The sequence below is a fragment of the Pedobacter sp. 05T44 genome, assembly GCF_056395985.1.
Window position 1 is genome coordinate 121054 of sequence record NZ_JBFTKO010000009.1, and the last position, 19542, is coordinate 140595.

Annotated in this window: 10 protein-coding genes; 7 read left to right on the plus strand and 3 right to left on the minus strand. The window is 40.6% G+C overall.

Features of this window, described 5'->3' with window-relative positions; translation table 11 throughout:
• Positions 1 to 7 precede the first annotated feature (7 nt).
• On the minus strand, positions 8 to 7018 hold the full coding sequence (locus AC1DDK_RS15385) for an SDR family NAD(P)-dependent oxidoreductase (protein ID WP_337717392.1): 7011 nt from the start codon (positions 7016 to 7018) through the stop codon (positions 8 to 10).
• Positions 7019 to 7565: 547 nt separating this feature from the next.
• Here AC1DDK_RS15385 and AC1DDK_RS15390 point away from each other — a divergent pair.
• Entirely contained in the window at positions 7566 to 8099 is a 534-nt protein-coding gene (locus tag AC1DDK_RS15390; protein WP_172661130.1) for an OmpA family protein, read from the plus strand.
• A 40-nt stretch (positions 8100 to 8139) separates the two neighbouring features.
• On the opposite strand, the gene AC1DDK_RS15395 is transcribed toward AC1DDK_RS15390, so the two are convergent.
• Together AC1DDK_RS15395 and AC1DDK_RS15400 are read right to left on the minus strand one after the other, a co-directional pair.
• Complete coding sequence (locus AC1DDK_RS15395) at positions 8140 to 8562, minus strand: hypothetical protein (protein WP_337717390.1); 423 nt, start codon at positions 8560 to 8562, stop codon at positions 8140 to 8142.
• 61 nt (positions 8563 to 8623) lie between these two features.
• Complete coding sequence (locus AC1DDK_RS15400; RefSeq protein WP_288884194.1) at positions 8624 to 9181, minus strand: hypothetical protein; 558 nt, start codon at positions 9179 to 9181, stop codon at positions 8624 to 8626.
• 137 nt (positions 9182 to 9318) lie between these two features.
• Here AC1DDK_RS15400 and AC1DDK_RS15405 point away from each other — a divergent pair, with 137 nt between their 5' ends.
• From AC1DDK_RS15405 to AC1DDK_RS15430, 6 genes are all read left to right on the plus strand, one after another.
• On the plus strand, positions 9319 to 10269 hold the full coding sequence (locus AC1DDK_RS15405; protein WP_172661133.1) for a hypothetical protein: 951 nt from the start codon (positions 9319 to 9321) through the stop codon (positions 10267 to 10269).
• 94 nt (positions 10270 to 10363) lie between these two features.
• The gene (locus AC1DDK_RS15410) at positions 10364 to 11824 is read left to right on the plus strand and encodes a PP2C family protein-serine/threonine phosphatase (protein ID WP_337717388.1); all 1461 of its coding nucleotides are present in this window, start codon (positions 10364 to 10366) and stop codon (positions 11822 to 11824) included.
• Between the two features lies 1 nt (position 11825).
• A complete protein-coding gene (locus tag AC1DDK_RS15415; protein WP_337717386.1) occupies positions 11826 to 15851 on the plus strand; it encodes an FtsW/RodA/SpoVE family cell cycle protein in 4026 nt (1341 codons plus the stop codon).
• A gap of 18 nt (positions 15852 to 15869) precedes the next feature.
• On the plus strand, positions 15870 to 16658 hold the full coding sequence (locus AC1DDK_RS15420; RefSeq protein WP_288884199.1) for an FHA domain-containing protein: 789 nt from the start codon (positions 15870 to 15872) through the stop codon (positions 16656 to 16658).
• A 10-nt stretch (positions 16659 to 16668) separates the two neighbouring features.
• The gene (locus tag AC1DDK_RS15425; RefSeq protein ID WP_337717384.1) at positions 16669 to 17961 is read left to right on the plus strand and encodes a serine/threonine protein kinase; all 1293 of its coding nucleotides are present in this window, start codon (positions 16669 to 16671) and stop codon (positions 17959 to 17961) included.
• Between the two features lie 18 nt (positions 17962 to 17979).
• Positions 17980 to 19521 carry a serine/threonine protein kinase gene (locus AC1DDK_RS15430; RefSeq protein WP_288883950.1) on the plus strand — a complete coding sequence of 514 codons (1542 nt, stop codon included), beginning with the start codon at positions 17980 to 17982 and terminating at the stop codon, positions 19519 to 19521.
• The last annotated feature ends 21 nt before the right edge of the window (positions 19522 to 19542 follow it).

The window sequence follows — 19542 nt, forward strand, 5'->3', positions numbered from 1 at the left end:
CCCCTGGCTACCAGTTACTTCCTGCCATGATGAGTACCTGACTCTCATTTCCGTATTTAACTTCATTTACAAAGGTTTCCATACCATCCTGCAAGGGTATCATCGAAATTCCTCTGCGTTCATATTCTTTTTCCAGCGTAGACGAAACCATTCCCGCGCCTTTCCAGGGCCCCCAGTTTATCGCCATCACCTTACCATTTATCTTGGCTTTTAATGCCCAGGCGTACCTGTCCATTACGCTATTTGCTGCCGCATAATCTGTTTGTCCACGGTTTCCGTAAACCGAAGCTATGCTCGAGAAGAAGATTACGAATTGCGTTTCTGGTCTTAGCTGCTCTGCAAGCACACGTAAAGGAGTTACCTTGGTTTCAAAAACCCGTCTAAAAGATTCCACCGTTTTACCATGGAACAATTTATCCTCCAGCAAGCCTGCGCCATGAACCACCCCATCTATCCTTCCGTATTCTTCATAAACCTGACCAATAAATTTGCTTAAGCCTTCTTCGTCACGCAGATCAAGTGATGCATATGATACTATAGACCCTTCTGATTCAAGTGAGCCGATAGTTTCCAGAATCTGGTTGTTTTTATAGATTTTGTTTGTTTCCTGCTCTATTTCTAACGGTTTTTTAAGATTACCCTGTTTGATTAGATAAGCTCTGATCTCTTCTTTGGTTTTCATAAAAGTAAACTGGTCCAATCCATTGGCTCTGGGATCAGGAGAACGGCCAACTAAAATATATCTGCAAGGATAATCCTTTGCAAAATGTGTCATCAGCTTAGCGGTAATACCCTGGGCTCCGCCAAGAACCAGCACCACCGCTTCTTTATCCAGCTGAATATGGGAATCAGCCAATCCGGTTACCAGCTGCGAAGGAATAAGCTCAAGCGTTTGTCTGTTAATGCCATCATATATAACCTCAGAAGGCTCATCCGGATTCAGGATCTCATTCAAGGTGATTTTAGCAATTTCTGATGCTGCAGATTTTGTGGTTAAACTTACAACCCTGCATTTGGTATTTTCATATTCCTTATCTAAACTTTTAAACAAGCCTGAGTATCCCTGAAAGTGCCTTAACATGGCCGCATCAGATTCATTATCCATATAACCCTTGGTATCCGAAATTAGATATACCCATTTCATCTCCTCAAAATCCAGCTCCTTTATCATTGCAATATTGTCAATAATGGTAGCCTTATCTGGCGTACTGAACATGTTCAGCATGATCAAACCTTTATAACCTTTTAAACTATCTTTAGCAGAAACAACATCTACAATTGCTCCCTGAGCCTCAAATAGTTCTTTAATGGCCATGGCCTGCAAACCAGCATCGTCAGTTACCGCAAAACGAACTCCTTTTAATGATGAGGTATCTTTATTTAAAAGTTCCGAAGGGGTAAGCTCAAACCGAAGTCTTGACAATGACTCACCATAATTATCATTTACTGCGCTCTCTTCAATAATCTTTTTAGCCTCAGCAACGGTTTCGGTACCTTCAGATTCTATCTCCGAAATCCAATTTACCAGACCATTAAGCGTCTTAATCGCAGCAAGTTTTTCCATTAGATCATCGCCACTTTCCTCACCTTTACTAAAACCGATCTTTACCTTCAACTCGCCAATAATTTCCATGCGTTTAATTGAATCTATACTTAGATCCGCTTCGAGATCAAGATCCATCCCCAGCATATCCTGCGGATAACCGGTCTTATCACTTACAACTGAAAGAATTGCAGATTTAATATCTGCAAGCGTAAATTTCACACCAGTCACTTCCTCTGTAACCGGAACAGCCGAAGCAGTATTTTCATTGATCCAGTTTACCAAACCACTTAATGTTTTAATACCTGCAAGCTGCTCCATAAAAGCATCTTCATTTTTATCTGCATTACTAAAACCACCCAGTTCAGTGCGCAAGGAACCTATAATCTCCATACGTTTAATAGAATCAATACTTAAATCAGCCTCTAAGTCCATTTCCATCCCAAGCATCTCCTGAGGGTAACCAGTTTTATCACTTACAATACTCATTAAAACCGCTTTAACATCAACTTTTAATGCTACAGGTTTTACAACGGTCGCCACTGGCTGAATCTCGGACACAGGTTGCCTGGTTGCAATCTGTACCGATGGCGCTGATTGCGTTACAACCGGTGCAGGAACATACATTTGCTGAGGCATTTGCATATTTGGCGATTGCTGAGCTAAAAACGTTAACATCACATCACGTTGTGCCTGAATCATCATTTTCATACTGTTCAGGTATTCCTGCATCATTTGTTCTGCCCCATTCGATGGGTTATTTATATATTCTGTTTTCACTTCTGTTCCTTTTAGTTTAAGTGGTTGCATTATCGGCAAAGCCCCGTTTGCAGGTAGTTTCCCTACCGATGGAATTGCATGCTGCCCATTTACATACCAAACTGTTTTACTCTTCTTGTACTGCTCTGGTTCATCCAGGTTTAAATGCCTGCCATTACGGCCTTCAAACAATTTCTCCAATTTAACATCACGCCCTGTGGCTATGTAAGTCGCAATTGTACAAAGCAAATGTGTTATCTTATTGTGGCTATTGTCCTCTGCATAAAGTAGCAACTCATCTCTGCCTAAGCATGCTTTCGCTAGAGCTGTTAATACTTTTCCAGGTCCAACTTCAATAAAGATTCTTGCTCCGTCCTGGTACATCTGTTTTACCTGTTCTACAAATTTCACAGGTTTCACCAGGTGATCGGTAAGTCTTTCCTTTACTGCTTCCGCCCCTGTCGGATATAATCCAGCGGTCGTGTTTGACCAAACAGGTAAGCTGAGATCTGTAAACTCAACCTTATCTAACACATCCTTATAAATCGCTTTCGATTTAGCCACCAGCGGACTGTGGAAAGCACAGGCAACTTCCAATTGTCTGAAAGAAATTTTAGCAGTTTTAAGTATTTCTGCAAGCTTTTTAATTGCAGGCGTTGTACCTGCAATTACCAATTGAGTTGGCGAATTATAGTTTACTGCATAAACATCCTTCATGCCATCAATCACCTTAAATATCTCATCCTCCTTACTGGTTACCGCAATCATAGCCCCCGTATCTCCATCTTCTACAGCATCGAGAATCGCTTTGGCCCTTTGTTCACTCAAAAACACCAGTTGATCATCATCAAAAGCACCGGCAAAACACAAAGCAGGTAACTCACCATAACTATGTCCTGCAACCATGTCAGGTTCAATACCCAAATCTTTAAGAAAATTAGCAATTGCCAGATCCACAATACCTAAAAGCGGCTGCGCCATACGGGTATCCTTAATTCTTTCTTTTTGAGCTTTTAAAGAAGCTTCATCAAATACCGCATTTGGGAAAAGGACTTGTTCATATTTACTCCTGTTGTTTAGCAGTTTCCGCATGGCGGGAAATATCACAAAAAGATCTCTTGCCATATTGATACGCTGACTACCCTGTCCGGGGAACATAAACGCTACCTTACCGGCTCTCTTCTTAGTGATATAGGTATCTTTACTTTCAACGCCCGATAAAGCCAGGTCAATCTTCATAATCAGGTCTTCAACTCTATCAGCTACAATACTCAGCTGTATCTGCTTAGTATTTCCCATGGCCAAGCTAAAGGCAATGTCCTTTAAATCTATATTGTCGTTTTCATCCAGTAAAGCCTTTACATTACTCAATTGTTTTTTGGCTTCCTCATAGGTATCGCCTCTAAAAACAAACAGTTCAGACGGCAATGAAGTTAATGCAGATGCCTGTTCAGAAACTTTATGATCGCTTTCAATAACCGCATGGAAATTAGTACCTCCAAAACCAAAAGCACTTACCCCTGCATAACGTTTATCTTCCATCCACAACCCGGCTTCGGTATGAAAAGCGAAAGGACTTGTACTACTGTTATAATAACTGTTAGGTTTTGTTAAGTTAATGGTTGGCGGTTTTACGCCATGATAAACAGATAAAGCAGCTTTTATTAAACCTGCTAAACCTGCCGCACATTTGGTATGGCCTATCTGGGTTTTCACTGATCCCAGATGGGTTTGATTTGCCCTCGCGCCTGATTCATTTAACATATCAGTTAAAGCACTAAGCTCTGTTCTGTCGCCAACTACGGTACCCGTTCCATGTGCCTCTACCAGTCCAAGAACTGATGGCGAGATGCCCGCCTGCCCATATGCACGTTCAAGCGCCCTAACCTGACCAGATTTACGCGGGGCTGTTAAACCAAGGCTCTTCCCGTCACTTGAACCACCAATACCCTGAATTACAGCGTAAACCCTATCACCGTCCCTCAAAGCATCTTCATACCTTTTCAGCACCACCATAGCTACACCTTCACCTAAGGCAATACCGTCAGCCTCAGCATCAAACGTTGCACATCTTCCCTTGCGGGATAAAGCATGAGTACTCGAGAACATCAGGTAATCATTGATACCGTTATGTACATCCGCCCCACCAGCAAGTACCATATCCGACTTATCGAGGAACAATTCCTGACAAGCCAAATCGATAGCCGCTAAAGATGAAGCGCATGCCGCATCAACAGTATAATTGCGCCCACCAAGATTTAACCTGTTTGTAATACGTCCTGAAATTACATTGGCTAAAATTCCAGGAAAAGAATCCTCTGTTGTTTTCGGCAGCAGTTCGTCCAGTTCAGCCGGCATTTCGCCAAATACCTGTTTAAAGAAACCTCTGAAACTGTAGCTATTGGCAAGGTCATTCCCACCTTCGGCTCCTATTATTACAGATACGTTCTCTGCATTAAAGTTACCCTCTCTATAACCGGCATTTTCCATTGCCTGTTTGGCTACCATAAGGCTCAATAACTGCGTTGGCTCAATTGCCGCTAACGATTGTGGGGGAATTCCATATTCCAATGGATCGAAATCAATCTTAGGGATAAAACCACCCCATTTAGAATGCGACATGTCATTCTCCGTTGATTCCGGATTATAGTATAGCTCTTTATTCCAGCGTTCATCCGGAACTTCCGTTACCGAATCGTTCCCCAGAATAATATTACGCCAATACTCTTCAATATTTTTTGCGCCCGGAAAAATACAGGCCATTCCTACAATGGCTACGTTTAGTGATTTTCCGTTAGCCTCAGGAAGTGCAGCCAATGCTGCGTTTTCAATATATTTATAGTTGCCTACAGCAACATCTTTATGCAAATCTAAAATAGAAACAACCTCATTACGCATTGCCGCTATTTGCCCAATCATGTACATACCCAGGTGCAACTGATCCTTTTCATCAATGGTTACCAGTTTATCACCTTTGCGTTCAATTCCTTTTGCTGCAATGCGCAGGCGACCAACATTTAAGCTTTCCAGCTTTGCCCAGATTTCCTTTTTATCTACACCTTCTTTCTGGAGCTTTTCTTTTTCTTCATTAAAGAATGCCGCAAACGGAGAATTTAAACATCTGGTTTCGTGACCTGGTGCTGTTTCCAATAATATCGTATCGTTAGACACCATTGCTTGTTCCTGGAATTTATCCTGAATAGCCCCCGTAGCTACTGCCTCTCTGGTATATAAATATGAAGTACCCATCAACACCCCAACCTTTACACCTTTTGCTGCTAAGGGCGCTGCCATTACAGCAATAAATGCGGTTGATAAAGCATCATGGATGCCACCAGCAAAAAACACACTGATCTGTTCCGGTTGATCTTCTTTTAATAAACGCTCAATCTGCTTCTCCCAAAGAACCATACTCGATAACGGCCCAACATGCCCGCCGCACTCTCGCCCTTCAAAAACAAAACGCCTGGCGCCTTCCTTTAAAAACATATCCAGGAGTGAAACCGATGGCACATGAAGAAAGGTTTTGATACCCAGTTTTTCAAGCGGTTTAGCTTGCGACGGTCTGCCACCCGCAATTAACACTACCGGAGGCATCTCTTGTTTTATATATTCCAGCTGCTCATCACGCAACTCCTGAGGAGCAAAACCCAATATGCCTACGCCCCAGGTTTTATTTCCCGCAAGTCTCTTAGTTTCACTGATCAGTTCCTTTGCTCGATCTCCCTTTAACAATGATAGTGCAACAAAAGGCAATGCCCCCGCTTCAGCTACAGCATTAGCAAAAGGTGCTACATCACTAACCCTTGTCATAGGCCCTTGTGCTATCGGATAGGTAATATTTAAATCTCTTGCCAATGCATTGTCAACGCTAATCACGTTGATTGATTTAGCCTGATTAAGATGTCCGTGAACAGCTTCCTGAATCCCAAATATTAACTTGTCTAATTTTCTGTACCGGTTTACAAGATCTGCTGAGATCGCAATATCCTGCCCCATTGGGAGGAACGAGCGCTCCAGATCAAACCCATTAAAATAAGGTTCAAGATCTTTGGCTGTGGCCTCTTCAGCAAGTACAGGTGAATTCGGTCGCACCAATACCCTGAAATCCCCAATCAGTCTGGTTTCGTTACCACTTAATTTTTCGCAGATTTGTTTTATGGGGTCTGGAACGCTGCATTCAGGGAACAATGCAAGTTGACTGTCCAATACAACTCCTGCTGCACCAGACGCAATTAAAGCAGCAGCAGTATGTATTCCAACACCACCCTGTACATATATGTTTATATTTTTAACCTCTTTAACAATGCGTTGAAATAGGATATATGATGACTCATAGGCTACCTTACCGGCACCTTCATTACCTTTTACTATAATCCCGTCAGCTCCTTCGGCCTGGGCTTTTTTGGCATCTTCAACATTGCAAACCTGATAAAACAGCTTAACCTGTTTTTTTCTGGTAATTTGTATTCCATACGGCAGTATAACCATAGTTACCTGTTCAGGAAAAACAACATCCTTAAGATCGTCCGAAATCAGGCACACGCCAAATCCTGTCGAACATTTTTCTGACAACTGCTCTAACGCATCGGCAGCTACGGCTTTATCTCTTCCGAGGTGAAGTACAGGAAACGCCTTCGCATTTGACACCGCACAGGCAAGATTTACATCAGGCCTTTCAAATGGAGTTATTCCAATAATAATGGGAGTTTTCATGTTGTTGAGGGATGATTAGGGTTCAACTTCGAGTATTCTTCGAATATCATTTAACATATTCTACAGAAGCAGGATTTTTATACAGAAAAGCACCATGATTTTATTCAAAGTAGCTCTATATCAAGAAAATTATGCGCTTTCAACTAAATATTTCAACAACATTTTAAAAAACACAATAAAAAGCAATAATCCTACGCTCTTGTATGCCCAAAATTACAACTATAAAGACTCAATACCTCCAAAAAGGCAAAAGTGAACAAAAAGAACAAACACAAAAAAGCCCAAATAAATGTGTTTGACGCAATAATTTAACAACCTATTAACATCAAACTAAAATCCGACAATAAAGGGGCAAAAGTTCGTTCAATACGACTTGTTTAATCAGCGGATTTACATGAGCACAAACACTTCATTTTTTAAATAAATTTAGTAGAACACACGTTCTTAATATAACTGGCGTTATTAGTATGTTATTTTATTTGCATTTTAAGATATAATTAATACCTTTTGTGCACATAACAAATGAACTAAATTTTATAAAACTCAAATGAAAATTACAAAAACAATTTCGCTCCTTGCAGTCATCGGACTTTTGTCAATCTCGATGTATTCGTGTAAAACAAAGAAAGTAGTAGCGAAACCAAATCCGGTTCCGGTTGAGAAACCAGCACCTGCGCCAGAGCCAGAAAAACCTGCACCAACTCCTGCGCCAGAGCCAGAAAAACCAGCTCCTGCACCTGAACCAGATTTTAACTTCAAAAACATTCAGTTTGAATTTAACTCTGACGTGTTAAAAACGGCTTCATTCCCAATTTTAGATAAAGCCGTTGCCGAAATTAAAAAGGACCCTACAGCTAAATTTGTCTTAAACGGACACTCTTCAGCAGAAGGTACACCGGAAAGAAACATGTCTTTGTCTGTTGACAGAGCGAATTCAGTTAAGTCTTATCTTGTTAATGCAGGTTTAAATGCATCTAACTTTACCGTTAAAGGTTTTGGCGAAAGTCAGCCAGTAACTTCAAATTCTACTGAAGAAGGAAGAATTTTAAATAGACGAGTAGAAATTAAAGCAGATAAATAAGGTCTGCTAAAAGGAGGGAGTATTTTGCCGAACCAGCAAATTAATCAAACTTAATTTGCTCAGGCCCATCAATTTTTGATATATGGCAGGCACAATTCCCTCCTTTTACCTTTATAATTGCCGACTTGGTCTGTGCACTTTTGGTATACGTTCCGGTAACTTTAACACTATCTCCACTTTCTGAAAGTTTGCTGATATGGCGGTCGCTAGCCACAATATAAATACCAGTTTCAGAATTGATATCACTTGTCGCAACACTTAAAGTATCGCCCGTACGTTGATTTACAGCACTATAATTATCAACAGCTACTCCTTCTCCATTTTTATCTACGAACTTCAATACCAAAGTAGCAAAACTTTCATCGCAAATTTTATCCTGGCAATTTGAATTATCTGTTTTATCACATGCTGCCAGCAGTATTACCCCTACTGCGCAAACAAGCATCGCTATTTTCTTAAACATAAACATCCTTTTCATCACTAAACGTAAAATATATCAAAAACGCTACATACTATCCGCTTTCTTATTTGTCGATACTCATGGCCTCAATTTCCGCCATGTATTGAGTTAAAGCCTCGCCATAGGTAAGCTTAATATGTTCCGGCTTGCTTAGAAACACCTTAAAATCTTCAAGGTCATTAACCGTAAAACCCATTCTTACAAATAGCTCTTTATCTGTTTCCCATTCTTCCAGACTTACCTTCTTCTTTTTTAGGTTTCTGTATAATACCATGCCTTCAGCAAAATCTTTATAGGATGCCGTCTCTCTAAAAACGGTCAACATCTCAATCAGCGTTCTGTAGGTAGCCGGTTTCCCCAATCTTACCTGATCCAGCATTAAAGCGCCTAATATCGACCCTTTAAAAAACTCATTGTCAATGCTATCAAAATTACCGCAGTGTTTTAAAATCTCTATATCACGTTTCAGCATTACGTCTTGTTCTGCAGTTTTATGCTTAACAAAATAGGGTTCAGTATCAAGTACTTTAACGCAATCAATTGTATCTTGCTGTGCAAAAACCGGAAACCCCGAAAACAAAAAGAAGAAAGGGCTAAACAAACAGAAAATAGATAATTTCATAAGTTCCCGCAAAGTTAACCAACTCCTTCATACTCCCAACACAAAATCATCGTTGTAATTGTTAAATCTATGAAGGGCCATTTGGCAATGTTTTTTTTCCTTATCTTTCGATCTAATATTTACTACAGCAATTATAAATGAGTACAAAACCTTCTATTTGGCAACGCATGGGCATCCAGGACTGGTTCTTAACCAATAATGGATCCACATCATCGGGCAAGTCGAAACCGCTTACACCTAACCAGGTTTATAAATATATCATCGAAGAATTTCGGAAATCCATATCAGAATTGTCATTTGCGGAACGTGTGGTATTTTATCATGAGTTTATTATATGCCTTAATCCCGACGATTATCGTGAGTTTATAGATAACAAAAAAGGTATTCTTGGTCTAATATCTCAGGAATCTGTCGACAACTTTTATGAAATATTAAACAAACAGGTTGCAGATGGTAAAAAGGTAGAACCGTCAAGTAATAAATGGGTATTCAGATTTGTATCTCACCCGGATTATAAACCTGGAGATATTAGTTTTATAGGAAAATTATTGCCAGACAGCACGCAAAAAGAAGAAAATCTTAGAGTTACCTTTATACCACGGCAAACAGGGCTGGCCCAAACATTCGACATAAACAATGATATTCTAAAAGACTTTATATTTTACAGCGAAGGATACTATGAGATCCCTTATGTAGATATACAGAAACCTGAAGAAAAGACAATAAATGATAGCCAAAGAGTGGTGTTGGCACGTTTTGAAACTACTATTCCAGATAAAGCTTACTCCGGACAAAAATTAGAATACCTGATGAAAGCAGACGATATAGTGGTTTCCGGAAACGAGGAAACAAGGGAAGAAAATCATATTTTCAGGATTCCGTCTGAGTGGGTAAATACGCCTCATCTTAAAATAAGATACAACAGACCCGAAGATAAGTTCTATGTAGCCTCTTTTGGTGAAAAGACCATTTTAAACGAGAATCTAATTGAAAGAAGTGACATTACCGGACCTAAATGGTCTGAACTACCTGTTAACTCTCGACTTATATTGAACGGAATTATTGGTGTTAACATATTTAAATCCTGATATATGTCGCATATCTTATCTATAGCGTTATTCATTATATGCATCATTTTATTGATCGCACATTTTAGAGACATTAAAAATTCGCCCAAATAAAATGGATAGAAATTACTTTGGACTAACCGATACAGGAAAAGTAAGAGATAATAATGAAGATACCTTTATTGCCGAAACTACGGCAGCTAACGATCTGGTTATTGCCTGTGTGATAGATGGGGTTGGGGGTTATTCTGGAGGCGAAATTGCTTCGGCGATTGCCAGACAGTCAATTTTACAACACCTGAACAGTCAGCGTAAAGACTTGCCTTCGCTGATGAAGGATGCTATTATTGCTGCCGATGGACAGATAATGGCCGAAAAACAAAAAGTTAAGGAACATGAAAACATGGCCTGTGTACTTACACTGGCAGTTATCGATCTTCAAAAAAACCTGCTCTATTACGCGCATGTTGGTGATACGCGGCTGTACTTACTTCGCGACGGATCATTGGTTAAAATATCAAAAGATCAATCTTTTGTAGGCTTCATGGAAGATAGCGGACGCCTTACCGAAGAACAGGCCATGAGCCATCCCAAACGTAACGAGATTAATAAAGCTTTGGGTTTTGGTGCAAAAATAGCAGCACAGGACGATTATATAGAAACCGGCCAATCCCCTTTCCTTCCTGGTGATTTGTTATTGCTTTGTAGTGATGGCCTTTCCGACATGGTTAACAGACAAGGCATTACAGACATTCTGACCAAAAAGACCACTTTACAGGAAAAAGGAGCTGAGCTTATACAAGCAGCTAACAATAATGGTGGACGCGACAATATAACTGTTGTTTTGGTTAAAAATGGTAAACAATCACTGGTACATGAGGCAACAAAACCTGCAGTAAAAGTAAAAAGCCCAAAATCTATTGTAAATCACCAGCCTTCAATAACCCATGCTGCCCCTAAAGAGGTTACGGTGCAAAAAGAGATTACTCCTGTTGCTATTCCTGTGGTACAAAAAAACAATAAGGGTTTGGTAACACTGTTGTCTGTACTCTGCATTGTTTTTCTGGCATTCGCACTTTATCTGCTATGGCAAAATAACGTCCGTTCAAATGCCATCAAGCAGCAAAAGCTGACAGCTTTGCAACCTGTCCGTAATGAGCAGGAAGCAAAACTTCAGGACACGATTAACAAATTGGTTGGGAACACGCTAATCATTTCCGATTCCCTGTTCAAATCGCCAATTATACTTAATGAGGATATACATTTTAATAAGGATACGCTTTTCATCATTGCTAAAACGCCTATTATCATCAGAAGTGATTCAGCATATAAAGGCAGTGCTGTGTCTATTAAACCAATCAGTAAGTATGTGTTTTTAGAGAACATCACATTTGAAAACTTCCATACGGCCATATTATCCCAAAACAATGTACTGCAGCTAAAAAATGTACGGTTCAACAACTGTGTTAATTCCATAGAAGCTACTTATAATTTGCCTCAGAACATGTATATCCAGGGAAAAATACCTGCCAGTTCTTTTAAAACAGATTCATTACCAACCACTGGAAGTCATTAGTATGGAGAGCAGGAAAATAGAACGTGCTTTTATTATACTGATAACCATCGTGTTAGGATCATTATTCTTTACACTTTTCAATACCTTACAGCGCAATTTTGCCGACGTGGGTTTCCGTTTGGACAATGGAACCATGATGAACCTGAATGCTAAAAATCCAGGTGAACTCATAAAAACCTTACTTGAAAAGGGGTACTATTTTGAAGACAAAAAAGACGTAAACCTAATAGAACAAACTGTTGCAAAAGGCGTTAAGTCTTTTAAAGAGCCGCTTGATAACGTTGGGGAGCTGAATAAAAGCAAATTCTTTGTTGAGGCGGATTATGCTTTTGCCTCTGGAGGACAAAATTTCAAAAAAAGAGCTAGCGACTCGCGCGCATTACTTGGGTATACCGGCGACGACTCTTTGCGTTTTACCCAGGAAAGAAACCGGCCTCCTCAGTTACCTGCTCAAACCGACCTTAAACTAGGGGTCCATAGCATATCGGGTAAGATTATAGATACTGCCAATAAAGCCGTATCCGGCGTTCTGATAAAACTACAAATGATAGTTCCTCAGGACAGTGCTTATGTTGATGATGAGGTAGAAGTAAAATCAGCGGGATTAATATCATATGTCCGAACAGATGCCAACGGGAATTTTGCATTTTTAAATTTACCTGAAGACAAAGCCTTTGAGCTGTTACCCCTAAAACCCGGCTTTCAATTCGGAAGATCACAGGGCATACAGGAACTTCAAAAAGATGCTTCGTTTACGTTTAAGCAAACACAACATACTATCCGGCTTTTTTCTGCAAGGGATTTTAAAATCTTAAAGAAAGAAAAATCGCTGATAGTACGTACTCCTGATGAATTTAATAAATGGTTCTGGATCATTACCGGAAGTTTTTTTGCAGGATTTTTCCTGTTACATTTCCTGCTAAGCGTTAAGTTTCCTCAGGCAGATCAGCTTATTTTACCCATCATTATGCTAATGACGGGGTTCTCGTTTATAGCCTTACTCAGTTTACAGGATCCATTACGAGATCGTTTTTTAGCAAAAGATACCCTTGTTTTTTTTGGCATGGGCGTTTTCGCCATCATTATATTAATGCTCATTAAATTCCGGAAGTTTAATGTCGACTCCAGGTTTTACCGGATGCTTGTGCTTAATAAAAACTCAGGAAAAGCAAACGGGTGGCAATGGGCGGGGCTGGCACTGGCGCTACTGGCCTTAACCATCATTTTCGGAAATGGCCCCGAGGGCAGTGGTGTAAAAGTAAACCTGTTTGGTGTACAACCCAGTGAGATCGTAAAATATGCCATCATTTTATTTCTTGCAGGCTTTTTTGCCAGTAACGAGCGTTTTATCACCGAATACCGCAGCTGGCAAAAAAGATGGTATTTCTTCTCATTCGCACTTGTGGCAATGGGCATCGCTATCCTGATGTACCTGGTTCTGGGCGATCTGGGCCCTGCAATGGTGGTGTGTTTTACATTTATCATACTGTTTTCTTTCTCGCGTGGCGATTTCATGATGATGCTCATTGCCATCATTACTTACACATTAACTGTCTGGTTTTTGAACATCTGGATAGCCAGTCTGGTTACCGTTGTATTGATTGGCCTGGCCATGCTGATCAATAAAAAACAGACCAGCGAATCGGCAATAATGGTCATCATGATCATCGCGGGTTTCTTATTGATAGATCAGGTTCCTTATCTCGACAAACTCATCCCGGGGCCTGTTAACCGGCTTACAGAACGTAAATCTATATGGCAAGACCCATGGAATAACGAAGTCTATGGCGGAGACCAGGTAGCAAACGGCATTTGGGCTATGTCTGGTGGTGGCTTAACCGGTCAGGGTGTAGGCGAAGGTTTTGCCAAAACAATACCAGAGGCGCACACCGACATGATATTGCCAGCCATAGGCGAAGAATTCGGGTGGACAGGTATAGTGAGCATATTTGTGTTGTTCCTGATTTTCTTAAACAGGTCAATAATTATAGGCCGGCAAACGGGCACTCCATTTCTATTTTATCTCTGCGCAGGTATTGGGATAAGTATGTTTGTGCAGTTCCTGCTCATTGCCGGTGGTTCTACAGGAGCATTGCCCCTATCAGGTGTTGCATTACCGTTTATCAGCTATGGTGGGTCATCACTGGTAGCAAATATGATGGCAGCCGGCATTTTGCTTTCCGTTTCTTTAATCAGAGGCACAGATGTACAGATGGCATTTATTACCAAACAGCAAGATAAGAACCTTGTACCGGCACTTTTATCTGCCAGTATCGCCGTTCTTCTGTTAACCATCACCATATCAAGATATATTGCCAATAATAAAAAATGGGTAGTACAGCCATCGCTTGTAGCCGATAGAAGTGGTTTACGCATGTTTAGCTATAATCCCCGCATTGCAATTTTAATGAACAAATTAGAAGCGGGCCAGTTATACGACAGAAAAGGAAGGGTTCTTGCAACAAGTAATCCTGACTTTGTCAGGAAACAGGCAGACACGTTAAGAACATCTGGCATTAGCTATAATCTCGATTCGGCCATGCATAAACGGGTCGACAGGTATTATCCTTTCGAAGAGCAAACCTTTTTCTGGATAGGTGATGCAAACACGGGAGTATTTAACGGTAGCACAAACGGGTATTTTGCCGAGTATGAACATGCAGCAGAGCTTAGAGGCTTCCATACACCTATTACCTCCTTCAATACAAAAGCGAATAAATACCGTGAAGACCGCTTTCTGCCGAGAGGGGTAAAAGAGATGACGGTAAGCAAAAGAGATTATGCCGCCCTGGCTCCTTTACTACTGGCAGGAATCAACAGCAATGAGGTTGAATCGTTCAAAAAAAGAAACAGAGATGTTAAGCTCACCATAGATGCACGTTTACAGTCAACCATCCAGCATTCTGTTGGTTTGGATACCTCACTAAGAAAAAGCAGGGTTTCCGTGGTAATCATGGAAGATTCAACGGGCGATGTACTTGCTTCATCAGTTTATCCCTTACCTCCAGTTAAGGATTGGGAGCTGTTAAACATGACTACCAACGAACAGAACAAGCTTTCCGGCTGGTATACCAATGCAGATCTTGGGTTTACCTACGCAACACAGCCAGGCTCTACCGCTAAGGTTTTAACAGCAATGGCTGCCTTTAACAAACTGGGCATTAATGCAGCCAAAAGATCTTTTACAGTAAGTTCCTATGAAAGGATCAGAACCAAAGGTATAGAACCGGATGAAACAGGAAATATTACATTGGAGCGTGCAATTGTAAACTCAAACAATGTTTATTTTATTAAATTAGCTAATGAAGAGCATTTGCAGGAAAACATGGCCGCTTTATATATGAAAACCGGAATGTTCCTTAGAGGCGTTGGTGGTTATTACTTTGATAAGGACACCAGTAATGCAAAACAAGAGAACAAGTGGATGAATCTTTGGCGTAAAACTGAGTTTAATACTAAGCCGAGATATGATCCATCAAATATACGTCGCACCAGGGCTAAAGGTATTTCCGGGATGGCCTGGGGGCAGGGCGAGTTAATTGCTACCCCCGCCTCTGTTGCAAGGCTAATATCCGGGGTGGCTAATAAGGGCACATTAGTTGCTAATCGTTATGTTTTAAAGATCAGCGATTCTACAACTAAAGTTAAGCCAGGTATTAAGTTGGCCAATGACCCGCAATACGCGGCTTTGCTTACAGATTACATGCTTAAGCAGAGTGCCAATAAGCGGTATACATTGGGCATTACTGTAGCAGGTAAAACAGGAACACCAGAAAGGATCTGGAAAAAAGAGCGAATTAATGACGGCTGGTATGTGTTCTTTGCGCCCAAAAAATCAGGTCCCGGTCACGTTGTTGTTTGTATTCGTATAGAATCTACCAGGGGCTCAAGTAAAGCGGTACAACTTGCCGGAAAACACGTTGTACCAGCATTATTGGATCTTGGATATATCAAAGATTTTAAACCGCCTGTTGCAAAACCTGTTATAAAAGAAAACATAGTAGTAAAAAAAGATAGCATCAACTAGTTAAAGAAAGGATAAAACATGTTTAACCTATTTAGTAAAAATACCTCAGAAAAGCCACAGGATGTTAAAGCCATCAGGGAGGCTATACTTGTTTTCATTAAGCAGGAACTACAAAAAATGGAAGGCGGAGAAGGAAAACACATTAAAGGTTTCCAGCTCTACATTGCCTGTATACCTGTAGAAAAATACATGTATGAATCGGCGGTTTTTGCCGAAGAGGAGCATCATTTCAAAAATGAGGTACAAAGAATAGCTGATGATTTTGCAATAGACCTTCCCAAAACCTGGACAATGGAAACTGTTTTTGTGGACGAGCTACCTCAGCAAGCCATAAAAATGCCTAATCTGGAAGTGGCCCTTTACATAAAAACACCTGAACATGCAGCAGTACAAAAATCAGGAACAGCATACATAAGAATTTTAAGTGGTGAGGCCGAGAAAGCCGAATATACCCTCTCTTCTTCTGATGGCAAGATTAATATTGGCAGGGAAAAACAGGCACAGGATAGCGACGGCTTTATCAGGGTTAATAACATTGCCTTTCCAGATTCCAGCACAAATGAATGCAACAAATACATAAGCAGGCAACATGCCCATATAGAATGGAATAATGATGCTGCAGCTTTTATGCTTTTTGCTGATGATGGTGGTGTGCCTCCCCGAAATAAAGTAAAAATAAGGTCTGTAAAGGAGCATAATTCTGTAAAACTTACCTTCACAGAACTGGGGCACGCACTGCAAGAAGGAGATCAGATAATTTTAGGAGAATCAGCTGTTTTAGAATTCAGTTATCATTCTAATCAGTAATTATAAACAAATGGCAAAAGTATTTACTATAACAGAAGGATTGGAAAATATGGGTGCACTACGCACCGGCGGACAAGGATCTGTATATAAGGGTAAGAGAATGGGCGCCATTCTTTCGGCTGTAAAACTATTGCCTACACCTATCCACGCAGAGAGCACTGAGGACAAGAATTTCAGGGATTTCCAAAACGAAGTAGAAAAACTAAAAAAAGTTAATGAAGATCCAAGTCCCAATGTGGTCAAAATATTAAACTCAGGTCTTACCGAAAGCGGCTCTCTTCCTTTTATAGAAATGGAATACATAGAGGGCCCGGATCTGGAAGACTTGCTGAAACCACCACATAGCCCGATATTTACCATAAGAGAAACCATCAAGCTGGCCGATCACCTGGCCAATGCCCTTGCGCATTGCCATAAAGTAGGTGTTAAACATGGCGATATTAAAAGTAACAATATCAAATTCAATACGGATACTGGTAACTATATACTGCTTGATTTTGGTTTGGCGGTAATGTCTGATGAACAGCGTCGTTCCAGTTTACGTCATGCAGGTGCAGTAGAGTTTATGGCTCCTGAGCAGCACGATGGCAAAATGCTTTTTCAATCTGATATTTACAGTTACGGCATTATTCTTTATGAACTTTTAGCCGGAACGGTCCCCTTTCCGTTGATCAATAAAACAGAAACATCCCGAAATATGGTGATGCTTTCACATATCGAAAAGCAGATCCCTGATGTGATGGAGCTCCGTAAAAACCGCTTACCGGTAGAATGGTCAGAAGAAAAGAAAGCCCATGAAATGATGGCTCCGGCCTGGTTACTCCAGATTATTGAAAAATGCCTAGAGAAAAATCCGGAGAAAAGATTCCACGATGGAGTTGGTCTGTATGAAGCGGTTAGCAATAGCAATCAGGACATCCTTAACAACGAACAGGTTACAACAATAATAAATGAACTGAAAGCCGAGAATGAACGACTAACCGATTTGGTTCAGAAGTACGAAAAAGGAGGCAAAGCAAAAGCATTTCTTATTGGCGGAATTATATTATTTATTTGTTTAGCTACATTTGGAATAAATTTGGTCTTAAATCAACGTAAGGGTACTGAAACAGACAGCACTAACGTTGTAAGTAAACCAATACTGCCAGTAAAAAGCAGTTCAAAAACTGAACCTGGCAAGAAAGTTACAACAGTGAATCCGGATACCTTACAAACTGTTCCGGCGGCTAAAAAGGATACGATCAAACCAAAAACGACTAAAAAAACAAAGGACGGATTGATTAATGATGTTCCTGAATTTTAATAAAACAACAAAGACACTATGAGCAAAGTATTTACCATAACAGAAGGATTAGAGAACATGGGCGCCCTACGTACAGGTGGGCAGGGTTCTGTTTACAAGGGTAAAAGGATGGGTGCCATTATTACTGCGGTAAAGATATTGCCAACTCCTATTCATACTGAAAATACGGACGATAGAAATTTCAGGAATTTCAAGAATGAGGTTGAAAAACTAAAAAAGGTAAATGAAGTACCAAATCCAAATGTAGTTAAGATCCTTAATTCGGGCTTAACCGAAAGTGGCTCTTTCCCATTTATTGAAATGGAATACATCGAAGGACCAGATTTGGAAGAACTGCTTAAATCACCACACGCTCCAATTTTTACAATCAGAGAGACCATTAAACTTGCCGAACAGCTGGCAAATGCCCTTACGCATTGCCATAGAGTTGGGGTTAAGCATGGGGATATAAAAAGCAATAATGTAAAATTTAATACGGATACAGGGAATTACATCCTGCTCGACTTTGGCCTGGCAATCATGTCCGACGAGCAGCGCCGCAGCAGTGTGCGACATGCGGGTGCAGTTGAGTTTATGGCTCCGGAACAGCATGACGGCGAAATGTTCTTCCAAACCGACGTGTATAGCTATGGTATAATACTCTATGAGCTTCTGGCCGGTACAGTTCCTTTCCCATTGATCAACAAAGGAGAATCAGCGCGTAACTCAGTGATGCTTGCCCATATGGAAAAGCAGGTGCCCGACATATTAGCACTGCGAAGAGCTCAATTGCCGGAAAACTGGTCTGACGATGTGAAGGCACGAGAAATGAATGTACCTGCATGGCTACTTGATGTGATCAGGAAATGTTTAGAGAAGCGACCTGAAAACAGATTCTCTAATGGAATGGAATTGCAGGATGCCGTATTGCACCATAGCCATAGTAATGTATCTGCAACTGCTGCAAAACCAGCGGCCACAGTAGCAAGCGCAGTTACTGCAGCACCCTCATCAGGAGTTCGTGTTGCAAAGCCAGTATTTGTTTTAATGATCATGGCCATTTTAATGCTGGGTATTCTTTCAGCATATGCTTTGTTTTTTAAAAATCTTGAACCGAAAAAAGATCTGGTTACCGATTCCAGCAGTATAGTCCATCAAGACACCACCCATCAGGCAGAAGAAATAATTCCTGACACCACCGAGGAAATCAAACCTATTATTTTAGATACCGCGGCACAACAAGCCAATCAGGATAGCTTAAAAAAAGAGTTTGAACGCCAAACCGCGGCAAATACATCTAAGCCTACTCCTCCTCCTGTTACACAACCTAAAGAAGGACCAGAGGAACCTGTTATATTTAGTGAGGGCAAAAAATACAGAGTCCCTAAAACCACACTTTATTTTCATGATTCTCCAAATAATGATGCTCCCAGAAAAGGTATCTTAGGACTATGGGTCAAATCAAAATTTGAGGTAATTGATGAACAGGGCAACTTTATCTATGTTACACTTACCGACAGTGATGGGCAGGTTACAAAAGGTTGGTTAAAAAAATCAGACCTGAAGGAAGTTCCACAATAAATGCTTAAATTTCATTACCAA

Bases quoted from the DNA above. Each gene is read 5' to 3' on its own strand.
- AC1DDK_RS15385 (WP_337717392.1), bottom strand. From the start codon at position 7,018: ATGAAAACTCCCATTATTATTGGAATAACTCCATTTGAAAGGCCTGAT.
- AC1DDK_RS15405 (WP_172661133.1), top strand. From the start codon at position 9,319: ATGAGTACAAAACCTTCTATTTGGCAACGCATGGGCATCCAGGACTGG.
- AC1DDK_RS15395 (WP_337717390.1), bottom strand. From the start codon at position 8,562: ATGTTTAAGAAAATAGCGATGCTTGTTTGCGCAGTAGGGGTAATACTG.
- AC1DDK_RS15390 (WP_172661130.1), top strand. From the start codon at position 7,566: ATGAAAATTACAAAAACAATTTCGCTCCTTGCAGTCATCGGACTTTTG.
- AC1DDK_RS15430 (WP_288883950.1), top strand. From the start codon at position 17,980: ATGAGCAAAGTATTTACCATAACAGAAGGATTAGAGAACATGGGCGCC.
- AC1DDK_RS15415 (WP_337717386.1), top strand. From the start codon at position 11,826: ATGGAGAGCAGGAAAATAGAACGTGCTTTTATTATACTGATAACCATC.
- AC1DDK_RS15410 (WP_337717388.1), top strand. From the start codon at position 10,364: ATGGATAGAAATTACTTTGGACTAACCGATACAGGAAAAGTAAGAGAT.
- AC1DDK_RS15425 (WP_337717384.1), top strand. From the start codon at position 16,669: ATGGCAAAAGTATTTACTATAACAGAAGGATTGGAAAATATGGGTGCA.
- AC1DDK_RS15420 (WP_288884199.1), top strand. From the start codon at position 15,870: ATGTTTAACCTATTTAGTAAAAATACCTCAGAAAAGCCACAGGATGTT.
- AC1DDK_RS15400 (WP_288884194.1), bottom strand. From the start codon at position 9,181: ATGAAATTATCTATTTTCTGTTTGTTTAGCCCTTTCTTCTTTTTGTTT.